This is a genomic window from Janthinobacterium sp. JF4 (assembly GCF_059617925.1).
The window spans coordinates 113,461-130,138 of sequence record NZ_JCAQAV010000002.1; the positions used below are offsets into that span (position 1 = coordinate 113,461).

At 62.9% G+C, this 16,678-nt stretch carries 17 protein-coding genes and 1 tRNA gene; 1 reads left to right on the top strand and 17 read right to left on the bottom strand.

What is annotated here, in order from left to right:
- Positions 1–78: 78 nt before the first annotated feature.
- The 11 genes from AC54AF_RS02320 to AC54AF_RS02370 form a co-directional block, all read right to left on the bottom strand.
- The gene (locus tag AC54AF_RS02320; RefSeq protein ID WP_496635116.1) at positions 79–1,062 is read right to left on the bottom strand and encodes a siderophore ABC transporter substrate-binding protein; all 984 of its coding nucleotides are present in this window, start codon (positions 1,060–1,062) and stop codon (positions 79–81) included.
- Between the two features lies 1 nt (position 1,063).
- Positions 1,064–1,834 (bottom strand): iron ABC transporter ATP-binding protein, encoded by a 771-nt coding sequence (locus AC54AF_RS02325; RefSeq protein WP_496635118.1) that lies wholly within the window; start codon positions 1,832–1,834, stop codon positions 1,064–1,066.
- Positions 1,831–2,781 carry an iron chelate uptake ABC transporter family permease subunit gene (locus AC54AF_RS02330; RefSeq protein WP_496635120.1) on the bottom strand — a complete coding sequence of 317 codons (951 nt, stop codon included), beginning with the start codon at positions 2,779–2,781 and terminating at the stop codon, positions 1,831–1,833. The genes AC54AF_RS02325 and AC54AF_RS02330 overlap by 4 nt, the downstream gene beginning before the upstream one ends.
- Positions 2,778–3,731 (bottom strand): ABC transporter permease, encoded by a 954-nt coding sequence (locus AC54AF_RS02335; protein ID WP_496635436.1) that lies wholly within the window; start codon positions 3,729–3,731, stop codon positions 2,778–2,780. The genes AC54AF_RS02330 and AC54AF_RS02335 overlap by 4 nt, the downstream gene beginning before the upstream one ends.
- A 16-nt stretch (positions 3,732–3,747) precedes the next feature.
- Positions 3,748–5,523, bottom strand: coding sequence for an ABC transporter ATP-binding protein (locus AC54AF_RS02340; RefSeq protein WP_496635122.1), 1,776 nt, complete (start codon positions 5,521–5,523; stop codon positions 3,748–3,750).
- Positions 5,517–7,283, bottom strand: a complete 1,767-nt coding sequence (locus AC54AF_RS02345; protein WP_496635124.1) for an ABC transporter ATP-binding protein — start codon at positions 7,281–7,283, stop codon at positions 5,517–5,519. Before AC54AF_RS02345 ends, AC54AF_RS02340 begins: the two co-directional genes overlap by 7 nt.
- A 116-nt stretch (positions 7,284–7,399) precedes the next feature.
- Positions 7,400–8,359 (bottom strand): FecR domain-containing protein, encoded by a 960-nt coding sequence (locus tag AC54AF_RS02350; protein ID WP_496635126.1) that lies wholly within the window; start codon positions 8,357–8,359, stop codon positions 7,400–7,402.
- A gap of 12 nt (positions 8,360–8,371) precedes the next feature.
- On the bottom strand, positions 8,372–8,890 hold the full coding sequence (locus AC54AF_RS02355; RefSeq protein WP_496635128.1) for a sigma-70 family RNA polymerase sigma factor: 519 nt from the start codon (positions 8,888–8,890) through the stop codon (positions 8,372–8,374).
- Between the two features lie 220 nt (positions 8,891–9,110).
- Positions 9,111–10,202, bottom strand: coding sequence for a redox-regulated ATPase YchF (gene ychF, locus AC54AF_RS02360; protein WP_034778348.1), 1,092 nt, complete (start codon positions 10,200–10,202; stop codon positions 9,111–9,113).
- Between the two features lie 151 nt (positions 10,203–10,353).
- A complete protein-coding gene (locus AC54AF_RS02365) occupies positions 10,354–10,587 on the bottom strand; it encodes a helix-turn-helix domain-containing protein (protein WP_034778346.1) in 234 nt (77 codons plus the stop codon).
- A complete protein-coding gene (locus AC54AF_RS02370) occupies positions 10,587–11,162 on the bottom strand; it encodes a hypothetical protein (RefSeq protein ID WP_496635130.1) in 576 nt (191 codons plus the stop codon). Before AC54AF_RS02370 ends, AC54AF_RS02365 begins: the two co-directional genes overlap by 1 nt.
- A gap of 118 nt (positions 11,163–11,280) precedes the next feature.
- On the opposite strand from AC54AF_RS02370, the gene AC54AF_RS02375 reads away from it, so the two are divergent.
- Complete coding sequence (locus AC54AF_RS02375) at positions 11,281–12,378, top strand: serine hydrolase domain-containing protein (protein ID WP_496635132.1); 1,098 nt, start codon at positions 11,281–11,283, stop codon at positions 12,376–12,378.
- Here AC54AF_RS02375 and pth read toward each other — a convergent pair whose 3' ends face one another.
- From pth to AC54AF_RS02405, 6 genes are all read right to left on the bottom strand, one after another.
- Positions 12,379–12,963 carry an aminoacyl-tRNA hydrolase gene (gene pth, locus AC54AF_RS02380; protein WP_034753275.1) on the bottom strand — a complete coding sequence of 195 codons (585 nt, stop codon included), beginning with the start codon at positions 12,961–12,963 and terminating at the stop codon, positions 12,379–12,381.
- Between the two features lie 113 nt (positions 12,964–13,076).
- The gene (locus tag AC54AF_RS02385; RefSeq protein ID WP_131688254.1) at positions 13,077–13,688 is read right to left on the bottom strand and encodes a 50S ribosomal protein L25/general stress protein Ctc; all 612 of its coding nucleotides are present in this window, start codon (positions 13,686–13,688) and stop codon (positions 13,077–13,079) included.
- A gap of 166 nt (positions 13,689–13,854) precedes the next feature.
- Complete coding sequence (locus AC54AF_RS02390) at positions 13,855–14,805, bottom strand: ribose-phosphate pyrophosphokinase (RefSeq protein ID WP_131688255.1); 951 nt, start codon at positions 14,803–14,805, stop codon at positions 13,855–13,857.
- A 150-nt stretch (positions 14,806–14,955) separates the two neighbouring features.
- Positions 14,956–15,032 (bottom strand) — tRNA-Gln (locus AC54AF_RS02395).
- A 78-nt stretch (positions 15,033–15,110) separates the two neighbouring features.
- On the bottom strand, positions 15,111–15,995 hold the full coding sequence (gene ispE / locus AC54AF_RS02400; protein ID WP_496635135.1) for a 4-(cytidine 5'-diphospho)-2-C-methyl-D-erythritol kinase: 885 nt from the start codon (positions 15,993–15,995) through the stop codon (positions 15,111–15,113).
- On the bottom strand, positions 15,992–16,642 hold the full coding sequence (locus AC54AF_RS02405) for an outer membrane lipoprotein LolB (RefSeq protein ID WP_496635137.1): 651 nt from the start codon (positions 16,640–16,642) through the stop codon (positions 15,992–15,994). Before AC54AF_RS02405 ends, ispE begins: the two co-directional genes overlap by 4 nt.
- Between the last annotated feature and the right edge of the window lie 36 nt (positions 16,643–16,678).

The window sequence follows — 16,678 nt, forward strand, 5'->3', positions numbered from 1 at the left end:
TTGCTTGCTTTCACCCTATCTCCCGAACGAACAGGCAAAACCCTCAATGCAAATACGAATCATTACGAAATATGCTGATTACTGATAGCCCTTCAGCACGTCGTCGATTACCAACTTGAGTGACGTCACGCTAGCCGCCGTGATGTACCAGGCGTCCGCATCGGCGAAGACCACGCGTCCGTTCTTCCAGGCATTGGTCTGGCGCAACAGCGGATTGGCCATCTGCTCTGCCGTCATGATGGGACGGTGTTCCATCACGGCCGTGCGGTCCACCACATAGAGGATGTCGGGATTGGCTTGCTGGATGAACTCGCTGGAAATGGGCTGGCCATGCAAGCCCGCTTCGATGGCCGAGCTGGCAGGTTTCACGCCCAGCGCATCAAAAACAAAACCGTAGCGCGACTGCACGCCGAATGCACTGAAGGCGCCATTGTTGTGCAGTACGATCAGCGCCGTCTCGGGACGGTCCTGCGTCACTTTGCGCGCAGCCGCCACCTTGGCGTCGAGTTCCTGCGCTTTGCGGCTGGCGATGTCTTCCTTGCCGAAGATGCGGCCCAGGGTCAGCAAGTGTTGTTTGACCACATCGATGTGCTGGCTCTCGCTGTTCTGGTAATCCACGTCGAAGTGCAAGGTGGGCGCGATCTGGCTCAATTCCTTGTAGTGGCTGGCCTGGATCGACGTCATCAGTATCAGGTCGGGCTGGAGCGCGTGGATGTGCTCGAGGTTGGGTTGCACGATGGCGCCCAGATCGCGGATACCCTGGTCATCCTTGTAGCGCGTGAGGAAATGCGGCACGTAATCCTTCACCATGCCGGCCACGGGCACGCCCAGCTGGTCGAGGAAATCGACTTCGTTCATGTCGAGCACGGCCACCCTTTGCGGACGCTGTTCGATCACCGTCGTGCCCAATTTATGCACGATGGGGATGGGAGAGAATGCCTGCTGTGAAGCTGCAGCGGCAGGTGCCTGCGGCGCCGTGGCCACCTTGTCGGTGCAGCCTTGCAGGGCGGTCATGGCGGCGAGCAGCACGGCGATTGCCAGACGGGGTTGGTTCCAGATCATCTCAAGCTCCTGTGGGGGTAAAGTAATTGCAGACGCAGCCGCGCTCGTTGCGCACGATGTGGAAATCGATGTCGTACAGGGCCCGCAAGCGCTGTTCCGTCACGACCTCGTGCGCGGAGCCAGAAAAGCGCACGGCGCCGCCCTGCATGGCGACAATGTGGTCCGAATAGTTGGCGGCGAAATTGATGTCGTGGATCACCAGGATCACGGTGCGGCCCTGCTCGTCGCACAGGCGCCGCAGCGCGCGCATGATCTGCACGGCGTGTTTCATGTCGAGGTTGTTGAGCGGTTCGTCGAGCAGCAAAATATCCGTCTGCTGGGCAATCGTCATGGCCAGGAAGGCCATCTGGCGCTGGCCGCCGCTCAGCTCATCGACATACGCCAGGCGCAAATGCTCCAGCGACAAAAAGGCGATGGCGTCATCGATGGCTTGCCGGTCCTGCGGCATCAACACGCCACGGCTGTACGGAAAGCGGCCAAAGGCGACCAGCTCTTCCACCGTCAGGCGCAACTGAAAATCGGGCGACTGGCGCAGAGTGGCCACCTGGCGCGCATAGTCCCGGATCTGGATGTCCGCGATGCTGCGTCCGTCTATCGTAATCTCGCCGCCATTCGCTTCCTGCAGGCGCGCGATGAGCATCAGCAAGGTCGTCTTGCCGGCGCCATTCGGGCCGATCAAGGACGTCACTTGCCCCTTGGGAAACTGCGCGCTGACCTTGTCCAGCACGCGCCTGGCGCCGTAGCTTTTTTCGATATGGTTGACGTGGATCATGCTGTGCCTCGGGTGCGGACCATGAGCGCGAGAAAGTACGCGCCACACACCAGGTTGACGAGGATGCCGACCGTGGTGCGGTAGTTGAAAACGTGCTCGACCAGCAGCTGGGCGGCGAGGAAGATGGCGATGGCGATGGCGCAGCCCAGCGGCAAGGTGGCGCGGTGGCGCCCCGTGCGCGCCAGGGCGTACGTCGTGTTGGCCACAAAGATGCCCATGAAGGCAGTGGGGCCCAGCAAGCTGGTCGACACGGCCACCAGCACGGCGACCAGCGCCAGCTGCCACTGCACCATGCGCCGGTAATCGATACCGAGCGAGATGGCTTGCTCGCGGCCCAGCGCCAGCACGTCGAGCGCCGGCAGGGTTTTCACCACGGCCACGCAAACGGCGCCCACCAGCAGGGTCGAATACAGCAATTGCGCGGGCTGCGCCTTGTTGAACGAGGCCTGGCTGAATCCTTGCAAAATGGCAAATTCGCCGGGACTGATGCGCAACTGGATGAACTGGGCAAACGTGCCGAGCACCATCGTCAGCACGAATCCCAGCAGCAACAGGAAATACACGTTGTTCTTGCCATCACGAAACAGCCAATAATGGATGGCCCAGGAATAGGCCAGCATCAGCGCCATCGACACGACAAAATTGCCGTTCGGTCCCAGCAGCACCACGCTGTGCATGCCCATCGCGAGGAGCAGCAGCGATTGCAGCAGCAAATATACGGCTTCGTAGCCCATGACGGCCGGCGTCAGTATCCGGTTGCCGGCGATGGTCTGGAAAACGATGGACGAGACGGCCACGCAGACGCCGCCGATGACGATGGCGGCCAGGCGCGACAATCGTTTGGGAATGACGTAATCAAAGTCGAGGCTGGCGCCGAGGAAGAGGAAGGCCAGCGCAAGGCAAACAATGGCCAGCCACAGCGTCCGCTGGTTGACTATCCGCCTCATCGCCGCCCCCGGATGATCAGGAAGAGAAACAGCATCCCGCCCACGCCGCCCGCCGTCAGGCCGATCGGTACTTCGAACGGGTAGATCAGCAAGCGCCCGGCGATGTCGCAAGCGAGCAGCAGCGAAGCGCCGCCCAGCGCGACGATGGGCAGGGTGCGGTCCAGCTTGTCGCCGTAGCGCAGCGCCACCAGGTTCGGGATGGCCAGCCCGACAAACGGGATCGCCCCCACCGTGATCACCGTGGCCGCCACCGTGACGGCCACCAGCATCAGGCTCAGCGCCACCGTCCACGCATAGTTCAGGCCCAGGCTGGTGGCCATGCCCTCGCCCATGCCCAGCACGGTAAAACGCTGCGCGTACCTATACGTGAAAGCAACGATGGGCAGGATCAGATAAATGATTTCGTAGTTGCCTTGCACGATCTTCGAGAAATCGCCGAGCAGCCAGCCCTGCATGCTTTGCAACATATTGTGGCGGTAGGCATAGAATTCGGCCACGGCACTGAGCACGCCGCCATACACGAGGCCGATCACGGGCACGAGGATCGTGTTCTTGAAGCGGATGCGGCGGATCAGCGCCACATAGATCAAACTGGCGGCAAAGCAGAAGGCCAGCGCGAACGCCATCTTGCCGGCCGTGCCCGCCGCAGGCGCCACGGTCAGCGCCACGAGGATGCCCAGCTTGGCCGCGTCGAGGCCGCCCGAAGTGGCCGGTTCGACGAATTTGTTGCGCACGATGTGCTGCAGGATGACGCCGCACACGGACAGCCCCACGCCCGTCAGCACCAGCGCCGCCAGGCGCGGCAGGCGGCTGGCCGTGAGGGTCAGCCATGCATCGGCGGACGGTGCGCCGGACAGCGCAAACAGCTGCGTCCAGGCGTTGTGCCCGGCACCGACCAGCAACGAGGCGCAACACAGGATCAAGAACAGGAACAGCAGACGCGCATGTATCAAATCATCATCCCGTTCATGGCGGCGGCGCGGCCGACGCGATGCGCCAGCCCTTGGCCGCCTGGCGCTGGGCCAGGAAATGCGCATACAGGCCGCCCTGCGCGTGCAAGGTGGCTGGCGCTCCCTGCTCGCCCAAGGTGCCGCCATCGAGCACGACGATCTGGTCGGCCATGGCCACCGTCGACAGCTGGTGGGCGATGACGATCACCGTGCGCTGGCCGCGCAGCCGCGCCAGCGCCTCGGCGATGGCGGCCTGGTTTTCCGCGTCGAGCGCGGCCGTCGCCTCGTCGACCAGCAGGATGGGCGCATCCTTGACCAGCGCGCGGGCAATGGCGATGCGCTGGCGCTCGCCGCCGGACAGGCGCGCGCCGCCCTCGCCGACCAGGGTATCGAATCCCTGCGGCAAGCGGGCGATGATCTCAAACACGCCGGCCTGGCGCGCCGCTTCCCGCACCTCGGCTTCGGTGGCGCCCGGCTTGCCGATGCGGATATTGTCGGCGACGCTGCCCTGGAACAGATAACTGTCCTGGAATATCTGGCTGATCTGGCCGGCCAATTGCTCGCTGGACATATCGCGCACATCGACGCCGCCCACCAGCACCGCGCCCTGGCTGGCGTCAAAGAAGCGCGCAATCAGGCGCACCAGGGTCGTCTTGCCGGAGCCGGAAGCGCCGATCAGCGCCGTCATGCTGCCTGGCGCAATCTGCAGGTTGATATCCGTCAAGACGTCGGACTGGTCCTGTGCATAGCGGAAGTGCACATCGCGCAACTCGACCCCGCCATCGCGCGGCGCTTGCGGCTTGTGTGCTTCCGGCAAAGGCTGCACGGCGAAAATAGTGCGCGCAGCGTCCAGTGGGCCGCGCGCGCCGCGCAGCACTTCGCCATAGCTGGCCACTTCCTGCAGCGGATCGACAAAGCGCACCACCAGCAGCAAAGCCACAATGACGGCGATGGCGTCGCCCGCGCCGGCAATACCGCCCGGCAAACTGGTGAGCCACAGCGCGGCGGCGGCCAGCAAGGCGGCAAAGATGGCTTGCACGCTCCAGGCGTTGAGCACCGACGACAGCGCCGACAGGTAAATGAGCCGCGTGCCCGCGTGGCGCTGCGCGTCGATGGCTTGCTGCAGGAAACGCGTGCCGCCGTCAGCTGCGCCACCGCCGTTACCATGGAAGGCGCGCAACACGGATTGCGCTTGCGCAAACTCGACCAGACGCTGGCTGGTCTGGGCAAAATGATGTTGATAGGCATCGTCGGCGCGCTGGCCCAGGTGCGCCGTGAGCCGCAGGGTGCCGCCCAGCAGGGGCAGCGCCAACAGCGCCATCACGCCCAGCTGCCAGTGCAGCGCGAACAGTACGGCAAGCATCACCACGGGCGTGACGGCGCCGCAGATGACGGGCGTGAGCACGTGGGCGGGCAGTTGCGCCACATTCATCATGCCCTGCGTGATGACGTGGGCCAGCTTGGCTGTGTTTTCCGGCGTGAACCAGCCGACGGGCAGGCGCGCCACATGGTCGCCCAGGCGCTGGCGCGCCCCTTGCAGCACCGTCACGCCCACGCGAACGCCCGCTTTTTCCACCTGGCACCGCCAGGCCCAGCAAGCGGCCAGCCCGGCCAGCAGCACGCTTAGCCACAGGGCCGCGCCGCCCGTATCGCCGGCCAGCAGCCGGCCCAGGGCCAGCACCAGCGCCGTGATCGTCAAGCCGCTGAGCACGCCATACGCGAACGCCATGGCACAGTAGCGGCGGAACACGGGGGCGTCATCGCCCAGCAATTGAATGAACGTTTTCAGCATGGGAACTCCACGTCGTCAGAGGATGCCTGATAGCCGCCCAGCGCCCACAGTTGCGCATAGCGGCCCTGGCGGGCGAGCAAACCGGCATGGCTGCCCTGCTCGACGATGGCGCCGTTCTCGACAACGACAATGTTGTCGGCATGCATGATGGTGTCGAGCCTGTGCGCGATCACCAGCAAGGTGCGGCCTTGGGCAAAGCGCGACAGCGCGTCCTGGATCGCCACTTCGTTTTCCGCATCGGCCGCGGCCGTCGCTTCATCGAGCACCAGCACGGACGGATCGAGCAGCACGGCGCGGGCGATGCTCACGCGCTGCAACTCGCCGCCGGACAGTTGCGCATCCTCGCCGATGACGGAATCGTAGCCGCGTGGCAAGGCCAGGAGGCGCTCGTGGATGTTCGCCAGGCGCGCCGCCTCTTCAATTTCATGCAAGCTGGCCGATGGCCGGCCCAGCCCGATGTTCTCGCGCACGCTGGCATGGATCAGCCGCACTTCCTGCAGCACGAAACCGATGCGCCGGTACAGTTCGGGCGTGGCGATGTGCCGCAGGTCGACGCCCCCCACGGTGATGCGCCCTTCAGTGGGATCAAAAAAGCGCAGCAGCAAGCGCGCCAGGGTCGACTTGCCGGAACCGGAGGCGCCGACGATGGCCGTCACCGTGCCAGGACGCAAAGTGAGCGTGATGTCCGACAGCACCTTGTTATGCCCATCGTAGGCATAGCCCACACCTTCCATGCGGATCTCGGTGCCATTCGGCAATTGCTGCTCATCCGGCGCTGGCTGCGCCAGCACGGGCGTGTCGAGCAAGGCTTGCACGCGCCGGGCGGCGCCGGTGGCGTTGTTGAGGTCATGCGTGAGGTAGTGCAGCAGCAGCATGGGCGCGGATATCCCGGGCGCCACCAGCGCGAACGGCAGGATATCGACAGGCGCCATCCAGTCCAGGGCCACGAAGACGGTGCCGGCGATCACTACCACGCCCAGCACGGCGACGGGCGCGATCAGCGCGTTGGCATTCGCCATGGAGCCGACCAAGGGGCGCGTAAACGTGGCGAACGCCTCGGCAAACGCATCGACGGCCGCGCGGTAGCTGCCGTGCGCGCGTCCCGTGGCGCCGAAGGCCTTGACTACGGGGATGCCGTTGACGAACTCCACCACGGCATTGTTGATGCGCCCCATGCCGGCGACGAATTGCTCCATGTTACTCCCGCTGGCCTTCATGGCGCGGCCGAAGAACAGGAAAAAGCCGGGAAATGGCAGGATGGCGATGAGGGTCAGGCGCCAGTCCATGGCGAACAGATAGAGGACGGAGATGGCGATGGCGCCCACGGCACGCCCTGTCGTCGTATAGAAGTGGGCGGTGAGGCTGTGCAGGGTATTGATGTCGTCCTGCATCGCCTGTTTGACCTCGCCCGAAGCCCGGCTGGTAAACCAGCCCAGCGGCACCTGCCCCAGGCGCTGCATGGCTTGCAGGCGCAATTGATGGGTGAGGCGGTTGTCGGCCAGGTGCGCGGCCAATTCGCCCAGCGACATCAGCACCATGCCAAGGAACAGACAGGCGACGCTGGCGAGGATGATCTGCCACACATCGCCGTGCGCCGGCGCAGGATCCAGGGCGATGTGCGCCAGCTGCGCGATGCCCGCCAGCGGCACCAGGGTGAGCATGGAACCCGTGCCGGCGAGCACTGCGGCGGCGATCAGGCGTGCGCGGATGGGGTGCAGTATCCGGCTGATCGGGCCGGCTTGGCGGCTTGGGCTACTCATGGGAAAAACGGAAAAAGACGGACATAAGGTCAATGGATAGGGGTGGCTCTCACCCTATATCCCGAACGAGAATGCAAAACCCTCAATCGGGCCCGCGGAAAATGTTCCGAGGCGTATCAGGAAGCTGCCTGGACGGTGACCCAGTAGCGCGTGCGCGCAAGGATTTGCACGGGCAAGGCCAGCGCCAGGTTATGCAGCGCGCGGTCCGTGTCGCGCAGGGAAAACACGCCGTTGACCGTCAAGCTGGCCACGGCCGGGTCGCAGCGTAGCAGGCCGGGGCGATAGCGGGCCAGTTCCGCCAGCAGGTCGTCCAGGCGCATGTTGTCGGCCACCAGCACGCCCTTGGTCCAGGCCGCCGCGCTGGCCGGCACGGGGGCGGCCGATTGCACGATATCGGCCGAGAAGATGGCACTGTAGCCCGTGGCGATACCCACGGCGTGACCAGGCGCATGCGCGAGGCGCACCTCGACGGCGCCCTCGAACACGGCCACGCGCGACGTGTGTTCGTCTTGCCGCAAGCTAAAACGCGTGCCCAGCGCCTGCAGCGTGCCATGGCGGCCCTGCACGCGGAAAGGCCGCTGCGCCGGATCGGGATCGTGCGCCGTCGTGACGAGGATTTCGCCACTGCGCAAGATCAGCAAGCGCTCGCTGGCGTCGAAGCGCACATCGATGGCGGAAGCGGACGCGAGCACCACGCGCGTGCCGTCAGGCAAGATAGTCTCGCGGATTTCGCCCGTGGCAGTAGCGTGGCCAGCCGTGGCCACTTGCCAGGCATCCGTGCCGCGCAGCAGGTACGCCATGCCGCCCACGGGCAGCAGCACGGCCAGCAGCGTCAAGGCCCGGCGGCGCTTCAGGTAGGCGGCCGGCGCCGGCTCGCGCAGCGCGTGCCGGGCCGCGTCGCGCGGTACGCTGTGCAGCTTGCCTTCGAACGCTTGCAAGCGCTGCCAGGCGAGGTCGTGGTGTGGATGGGCGGCGCACCAGCGGGCACAGGCAGCCCGGTCTTCGTCGCTGGCGTCATCGGACCACAGGCGCGCCATCCACTGGGCCGCTTGCTGGACGATAACCGGTGCGATCACCACCTCCATGGCTCAGGCGTCCGGCGCATGCATGGCCTGGTAGCAGGCCAGCAAACCGGCGGCGATGTATTTTTCGACGGACGAGACGGACACCTGCAATGCGGCGGCGATGTCGCGGTAGCTCATACCGTCGAGCTTGCACAACAACAAGGCGGTGCGTGCCTTGGCGGGCAGCCGGTGCAGCATCGCATCGATTTCCGTCAGCGCCTCGATCACCAGCGCGCGTTCTTCCTCGGACGGGACCAGCGCTTCGGGTACGAGGGCCAGCACTTCCAGGTAGGCCGTTTCGATCTGGCGGCGCCGGTACAGGTCGATGACCATGCCGTTGGCGATCTGCGTCAGGTGGCGGCGCGACTCCCCGGCCGGCGGCACCCTGCCCGTCTTCATCAGGTGCAGGTAGACGTCGTGCGCCAGGTCGGCCGCATCGAAGGCATTGCCCAACTTGCGGCGCAGCAAGCCACGCAGCCAGTGATGGTGGTCGGTGTACAGACTGCTGACTTGCTGCTGAAGCGCTAACTCGGCGGTGCTCACGATACCCTTCCTGTGGTCGATGGCCAGCGGAACCGCAGGCGCACCAATATAAATGAGAATTATTCTCATTGTATAGGAAAAGGCAATACGGACGCAACCGCCCTGGCCGGAACAGGTGGCACGGCAAGGCGGGGCGTCCAACAGACGGGCAATAAAAAAAACCCTGCAAATCAATGACTTGCAGGGTTCTTTGTGGGCCCGCATGGGGCCGGTGCCAGGATCAGACGTTGAACAGGAAGTTCAGCACGTCGCCATCCTTGACGACGTACTCCTTGCCTTCGGCGCGCATCTTGCCCGCTTCCTTGGCGCCCGCCTCGCCCTTGTAGGCGATGAAGTCGTCATACGCGATGGTTTGCGCGCGGATGAAGCCGCGTTCGAAGTCGGTGTGGATCACGCCGGCCGCTTGCGGTGCCGTGTCGCCCACATGGATGGTCCAGGCGCGCACTTCCTTCACGCCTGCCGTGAAGTAGGTTTGCAGGCCCAGCAGCTTGTAGGCGCCGCGGATCAGGCGGTCCAGGCCTGGCTCTTCCATGCCCATGTCGGCCAGGAAAGCGCCCTTGTCGGCGTCGTCCAGGTCGGCGATTTCCGCTTCCAGCGCGGCGCAGATGGCGACGATGGGCGCGTTTTGCGATTGCGCATACGCCGTCAGCTGGTCCAGCAGCGGGTTGTTGGTGAAGCCCGTGTCGGACACGTTGGCCACGAACATGGCGGGCTTGGCCGTGATCAGGCACAGCGGCTTGATCAGTTCCATTTCATCGGCATCGAGACCCATGGCGCGCACGGGCTTGGCATCGTTCAGGTAAGGCATCATGCGTTCCATGATGGCCAGCAGCTTGGCCGCGTCCTTGTCGCCCGAGCGGGCTTTCTTGTTTTCGCGGTGGATGGCTTTTTCCACGGTGCCCATGTCGGCCAGCGCCAGTTCGGTCTGGATGACTTCGATATCGTCGAGCGGGTTGATCTTGCCGGCCACGTGGATGACGTTGTCATCTTCGAAGCAGCGCACGACGTTGACGATGGCGTCCGTCTCGCGGATGTGCGACAGGAACTGGTTGCCCAGGCCCTCGCCCTTCGATGCACCAGCCACCAGGCCGGCGATGTCGACGAATTCCACGATGGCGTTGACCATGCGTTCCGGCTTGACGATGGCGGCCAGCGCATCCATGCGCGGATCCGGCACTTCGACGACGCCGACGTTCGGCTCGATGGTGCAGAACGGATAATTTTCAGCCGGAATGCCGGCTTTCGTCAGTGCATTGAACAGGGTGGACTTGCCGACGTTCGGCAAGCCGACGATACCGCATTGGAGACTCATGGAAAACCTTTAAATAATCAATATTGCCGGCAAGCGGCTGGTGCAAAACGGCCGTTGCGGGCGTTTTCTGGATAATCTTGCTGTATTAGTGCGCTAAGGGTCAATTGTACCTCTATGCACCCTACTCTTCAAAAAAACCGCCCCGGTGACGCTAACTGTCGCCATCCCCGTCGTCCGGCTGCGACGCATCGAATTCCAGGATGTCGCCGGGCTGGCATTCGAGCATCTCGCAAATTTTCGACAGGGTATCGAAACGCACGCCGCGCACCTTGCCCGACTTTAAGAGCGACAGGTTCTGTTCCGTGATGCCGATGAAGGCCGCCAGTTCCTTCGATTTCACTTTTTTCCTGGCCAGTACCAGGTCGAGGCGCACGACGATGCCCATCAGATGAACCCGCTGTTTTCATCGGCCAGGCGCTGGCCTTCATGGAGGATTTGCGCCAGCGCAAAGAAAACTGAACACAGCAGCAGGGTCCACAGGTCGCCGCCCGTGATGTCGATGACCAGGCGCAACTGGCCCGTCCCCTCTTCCAGCAAGCCAAACAGCATGCCGCGCACGGTCGGTTCCAGCAAGGTCAACACCGTTCCCAGCAGCAAGCCGCCGGCGAAACGGCGAAAGTGCCGCGCCACCTGCGGCGTGAAATACACGCCCTGCTCGAACTGGCGCAAGACCAGGGCCAGCTGGCGCACGGCGTCACCCAGCACGCACAAGGCTGGCAAGGCCAGCGCCAGACCCAATCCACGCTGCCACAGGGGCATGGCGGCCAGGCGTTCGAATGGCTGGCTCTGCAATTGCAGCAACAATTCATACATGCCGGCGCCGCCGACCGCTCCCTGCACGGCAGGCGCGGGCGCCAGCCAGCCCAGCACCGTCAGCAGCAGGTACAGCAGAAAGAATCCCGAGACGCCGTAGCGCACGCGCCGGCTCAGTGCCACCGGTCCCGTTTGATTTTTTTGCATATTTAAAAGTATACGAAAACGTCAAGTGTGGTTAGAATAAATTATCGTAAAACAATAATTAGATCATGTTTTGCGACCATTTTAACATGTTCATCCTACCCTATCGACTGGAAACACCATGAAAACCCTGCTTGCCTCGCTCGTTTGCAGCACCGCCTTTTTACTCAGCGGCGCCGCCCGCGCCCATGATTTGCCTGCCCTGCTGCAGCAGGCGCTGGCCGACAAGAGCGTGCCGGCCATGGCCATACTCGTGATCCGCGACGGCAAGATCGATGCACAGGCGCAGGCGGGCGTGCGCGCCAATGACGGCCACGACGCCGTGCGCGCCGATGACGTGTGGAATATCGGCTCCAACGGCAAGGCCATGACGGTGACCCTGATCGCGCGGCTGGTGGAACGGGGCGTGCTGTCGTGGGATGCGCCGCTGTCAAGCATGCTGCCCGCGCTGGCGGGCGGCATGCGCGCCGAGTACCGCGACGTCAACCTGATGGATCTGCTGTCGCACCGCGCCGGCCTGCCTCCGAATCCCGACGAGGCATGGATCAATGCCACCTACACGGACACGCGTCCCTTGCCGCTGCTGCGCCTGGAATACGCGCAGCGCGCGCTGGCCGACGCGCCGGTGGCCGCGCCGCGCGGCGAATCGCACTACTCGAACAGCGGCGCCATGATCGCCGCCGCCATCGCCGAGAGGATCACGGGCAAGACGTATGAAGAGCTGATGCAGACAGAAGTGTTCGGCCCGCTGGGCATGCGGGCCGCCTTCGGCCCCACCGTGCGCGGGCAGAACCTGGGCCACAAGGAAAACAAGCCGATCGCCGGATTGCTGGCCAGCAATCCGCTGATGATGGCGCCCGATGGGGAAATTCACCTGAGCATGCAAGACTGGGCCAAGTTTGCGCTCGATCAACTGCATGGCGAGCAAGGCAAGGGCAAGCTGCTGAAACAGGAAACGTATGTCTTGCTGCACACGGCGCAGGGCGACACGCATGCGGCATTGGGATGGGGCGTGATGCATTTTCCGCCGCAGGCGCCGCAGCGCGTGCTCACCCACCTGGGCTCGAACGGCTACTGGCACGCGCTGATCGCACTGGCGCCCGGCAGCGGCGACGGCTTGCTGATCGCCGCCAACGCGGGCGAAGGCAGCAGCGCCCAGGCCAGCCAGCAGCAGATGGCGAAAACCGTCATGGCCGGCTTCGGCAAGGCGGGGAAATGACTATGCCGTGTGCAACTTCATCGTGGCCGCCTCGAACTTGCCTTCGACGATCTGCGGCATGACCTGCAAGGATTTGTCGATGGCTTGCTCGATCAGCTCCTGGTCTTCGCGGCGCGGGCGGTGCAGCACGAAGTCGGCCACCTGTTGCTGCAGGCTCAAGGTGCGCGGATGACCGATGCCCAGGCGCAAGCGCCAGTAATCCTGCGTGCCCAGCGCGGCCGTGATGTCTTTCAAGCCATTGTGGCCGCCGGCCGAGCCGCCCTTTTTCAGGCGCGCGATACCTGGCATCAGATCGAGTTCGTCGTGCACGACGAGCACTTCATCGGCGGCGATCTTGAAGAAACGCGCCAGCGCGCCCACGGACTGGCCCGAGCGGTTCATGAAGGTCAGCGGTTCGAGCAGCCAGACTTCGTTGCCGCCGATGGACGTCTTGGCCAGCATGGCGTTGTAGCGCGAATCGCGCTGCAAGCGCGTGCCGGGCAAGCTGTTGGCAAGGTTGTCCACCAGCCAGAAGCCGGCGTTGTGGCGGGTTTGTTCGTATTCGGGTCCCGGGTTGCCGAGGCCGACGATCAGGCGTATGGGCATGGCTGTGTCTGCAGTGTAAAAACGTATTATCGGTGAAAACGGGCAGAAAAAAACCCGCGCGGCGAACCTGGCGGGTTTTTCCTTGCGACTACCGCATTGCTGCGGCGGCAAAATTACTTCTTGTCGGCTTCAACAGCGGCAGCTGCTTCGGCTTCAGCGGCAACGTGGCCAGCCGGTACCGAAGCGGTAGCGATGGTCAGGTTGGCGCCGTGGGTGACAGCGGTCACGCCAGCTGGCAGGACCAGGTCGCCAACGTGCAGCGAGTGACCGACGTCGATGTTCGACAGGTCAACGTTGATGAATTCTGGCAGTTGGCCTGGCAGGCACGAAACTTCGATTTCGTTGGCTACGTGGCTGATGGTCGCGCCGTGCAGTTTGACTGCCGGGGAAACGTCAGCGTTGACGAAGTGCAGCGCCACTTTCACGTGGATAGCTTGCTTCGAGTCGACGCGCTGGAAGTCAGCGTGCAGGACCAGTTGTTTGTATGCGTGGACTTGGAAGTCGCGCAACAGAACTTGCTGGGAAACGCCGTCGATTTCCAGGTCCAGGATCGACGAGTGGAACACTTCTTTTTTCAACGCGTGGTACAGGGCGTTGTGATCCAGCGAGATCAGCACCGGGGCTTCAGCGCCACCGTAGACGATACCAGGGGTTTGGCCGGAAATGCGCAGGCGGCGGCTCGCTCCGGAACCTTGCAATTCGCGTTTAAATGCGATAACTTTCATGTGAAACTCCAAGAAGAACAAGGCTTGCGCCTTGTGTTATGAAGACTCCCGCGACCAGGAATCTTCGAAAATGGGTGCAAAACACCCCGAAAACTAAAACACTGCGGCGCAACAGGCAAAAGCCGGTCGCGCCGCAGGCATTACGTCTGTTGCTACTTTTACCGAATTAATCGATAAAGAGGGAAATAACCGAATCGCCCTTGATGATGCGCTTGAACGTCTCGGCCAGCAGCGGCGCGCACGTCAATTGACGGATCTTGCCGCAGGCCAGGGCCGCTTCGGACAGGGGGATCGTGTCGGTCACGACCAGCTCATCGAGCGACGACGCCGAAATACGATCGATCGCCGGGCCCGACAGCACCGCGTGCGTGCAATACGCCACGACTTTCTTCGCGCCGCGCTCTTTGAGCACTTCGGCAGCCTTGGTCAGCGTGCCTGCCGTGTCGACCATGTCATCCATGATCACGCAGTTGCGGCCTTCGACTTCACCGATGATGTTCATCACTTCGGACACGTTCGCTTTTGGACGACGCTTGTCGATGATGGCCAGGTCGCAGCCCAGGCGTTTTGCCAGGGCGCGCGCACGTACCACACCGCCGACGTCCGGCGACACCACCAGCAGGTCCTGGTAGTTTTTCTTTTGCAGGTCGCCCAGCAAAATTGGCGAAGCGTAAATATTGTCGACTGGGATATCGAAGAAACCTTGAATCTGGTCAGCGTGCAAGTCCATGATCAGGACGCGCTCGACACCGGCTTCTTCCAGCATGTTCGCCACCACCTTGGCCGAAATCGCCACACGCGCGGAGCGCGGACGACGGTCTTGGCGGGCGTAGCCGAAGTAAGGAATTGCGGCGGTGATGCGGCCAGCGGAAGCACGTTTCAAGGCATCAACCATCAGCATGATTTCCATCAGGCTGTCGTTGGTTGGAGCACAGGTGGATTGCAAAACAAAAACATCCTTGCCGCGCACGTTTTCGTTAATCTCGACCATTACTTCGCCGTCGGAGAATTTCGAAACGTTTGCTTTACCGAGAGGGATGCCGAGGTTTTTTGCGACCCCCTCTGCCAACGCTGGATTCGCGTTGCCGGTAAAAACCATCAGGTTTTCGTAAGCCATGGGAGTCCCAAGAGGTGATATAGAAGTCTTGAAAAGCACTAACCGGGCATAGGCCCGGTCAGTCATTGTTTAGAATATGCCGCGTGGCGACCTATCTGCTTTTTCCCGCACTGGACGCCAACTTCGCATCGACAGACTACGGTGAAATGGTGGCAGGGGAAGAAGGATTCGAACCTTCGCATGCTGGAATCAAAATCCAGTGCCTTAACCAGCTTGGCGATTCCCCTACGTTACTGACTGCTTGCCGTCATGTTGGCCAGTATTATACCGACTATTTGACGCTAAGCAAAATCTTTTTTTGCTCTCTACAACATCGTGAGCATCGGGTGGCGATTCAGCGCTTTTGCCTTCCAGGCGACCCAGACTGGTGGCACACTGCTAAGCACCATATCCGCTTCTTCCTGACTGCCAAACGCACTAAACACACAAGCACCGGAACCAGTCATCCTGGCCTCACCGTAAGCACCCAGCCATTCTACCGCATCTGCTACCGGCTTGAAAAGACTGCATGCCACTTGCTGTAAATCATTCTTACCAAACCCGCCCGCATCGTTTCCTTCTGCGAGGTGCCTGGAAAAGTCCGCTATTGTGACGGGTTCGGTATTTCTCGTCAAGCCTTCCGCGCAAAAAATTGCGGCGGTAGGCACTTGCACGCCCGGCTCGATCACCACGTACCAGCATGCGGGCGTGGCGACGGGCTGCAGCGCCTCGCCCACGCCTTCGGCAAAGGCATTTTCGCCAAAGATGAAAAACGGGATATCGGCGCCCAGCGGCAAGCCCAGCGCCATCAGTTCCTCGCGCGTCAACCCTGCCTGCCACAAACGGTTCAAGGCCATCAGGGCCGTGGCCGCGTCGGACGAACCGCCACCGAGGCCACCGCCCATGGGCAGCACCTTGTCGATGGCGATATCGACGCCGCGCGGCAAGGCGCCCGTGCGGCGCAGCACTTCGGCCTGCAGCAATGTCGCGGCGCGGATGATCAGGTCTTGCTCTTCCGGCACGCCGGCCAGCGCCGTCACGCGGACTATCGCCGTGTCGTCGCGCAGCGCGAAGTGCAAGGTGTCGCCATGGTCGAGCAACTGGAACACCGTCTGCAGCAGATGGTAGCCATCGGCGCGGCGGCCGTTGACGTGCAAAAAGAGGTTCAGCTTGGCCGGGGCCGGGCAGTTATTCAGGGTCGTCAACGTCATTGTGCTTGAGCCGATGGGGCGGGATCGAGCACGATGCGCAGCGACACGGCATCGGCCTGCGCGCTGGCATTGCGTTCGGCATCGATACGCCGCGGTTGGGGCAAGGCGCCCGGTGTATTGTCGCCCGCATTTTGCCCTACTTCTTGCCACGACACATAGCGCAAGCGCCAGCCGTCTTTGGTCGTCACGCTGTCGTTGGCGGGCGAAGCGACGAAACGCTTGCCGTCGGCGCCCACGGCATGGCCTTGCAGCCAGTCGCGCAAGCCCGATACGGGCAGGGACCAGCCCAGCATCTGCGCGCTCAGGGTATCGACATCGGGCGCGCTGCGCGGCGCCTTGCCGCTTTGCGTCAACACGGCCTCGCGCGGCGTGACGGCAATCGTCGCCAAGGTGCTGCCGACGGGCGAATACAGGGTCACGTCCGTGCGCTGCGCCGTCTGCTGCCAGTTGAAATTGACGGTGGCCGATTCGGGCTTGTCATCCTTCTGATACACGACGTTCAATCGGCCCGTCAGCTCAACCTGTTCGCGGTAGGGCGCCACCGCTTGCGACGATGGCGCGGCGCCGGACGAGAATGGGGATGTCAGGGTCGAGCAGGCCGAGAGGGAGAGGCAAAGAGCGGTGAGAGCAAAGATGTTTTTTGGCATGGGAAATTTTTTGAGTCCACCCCAAGTGCAAAATCC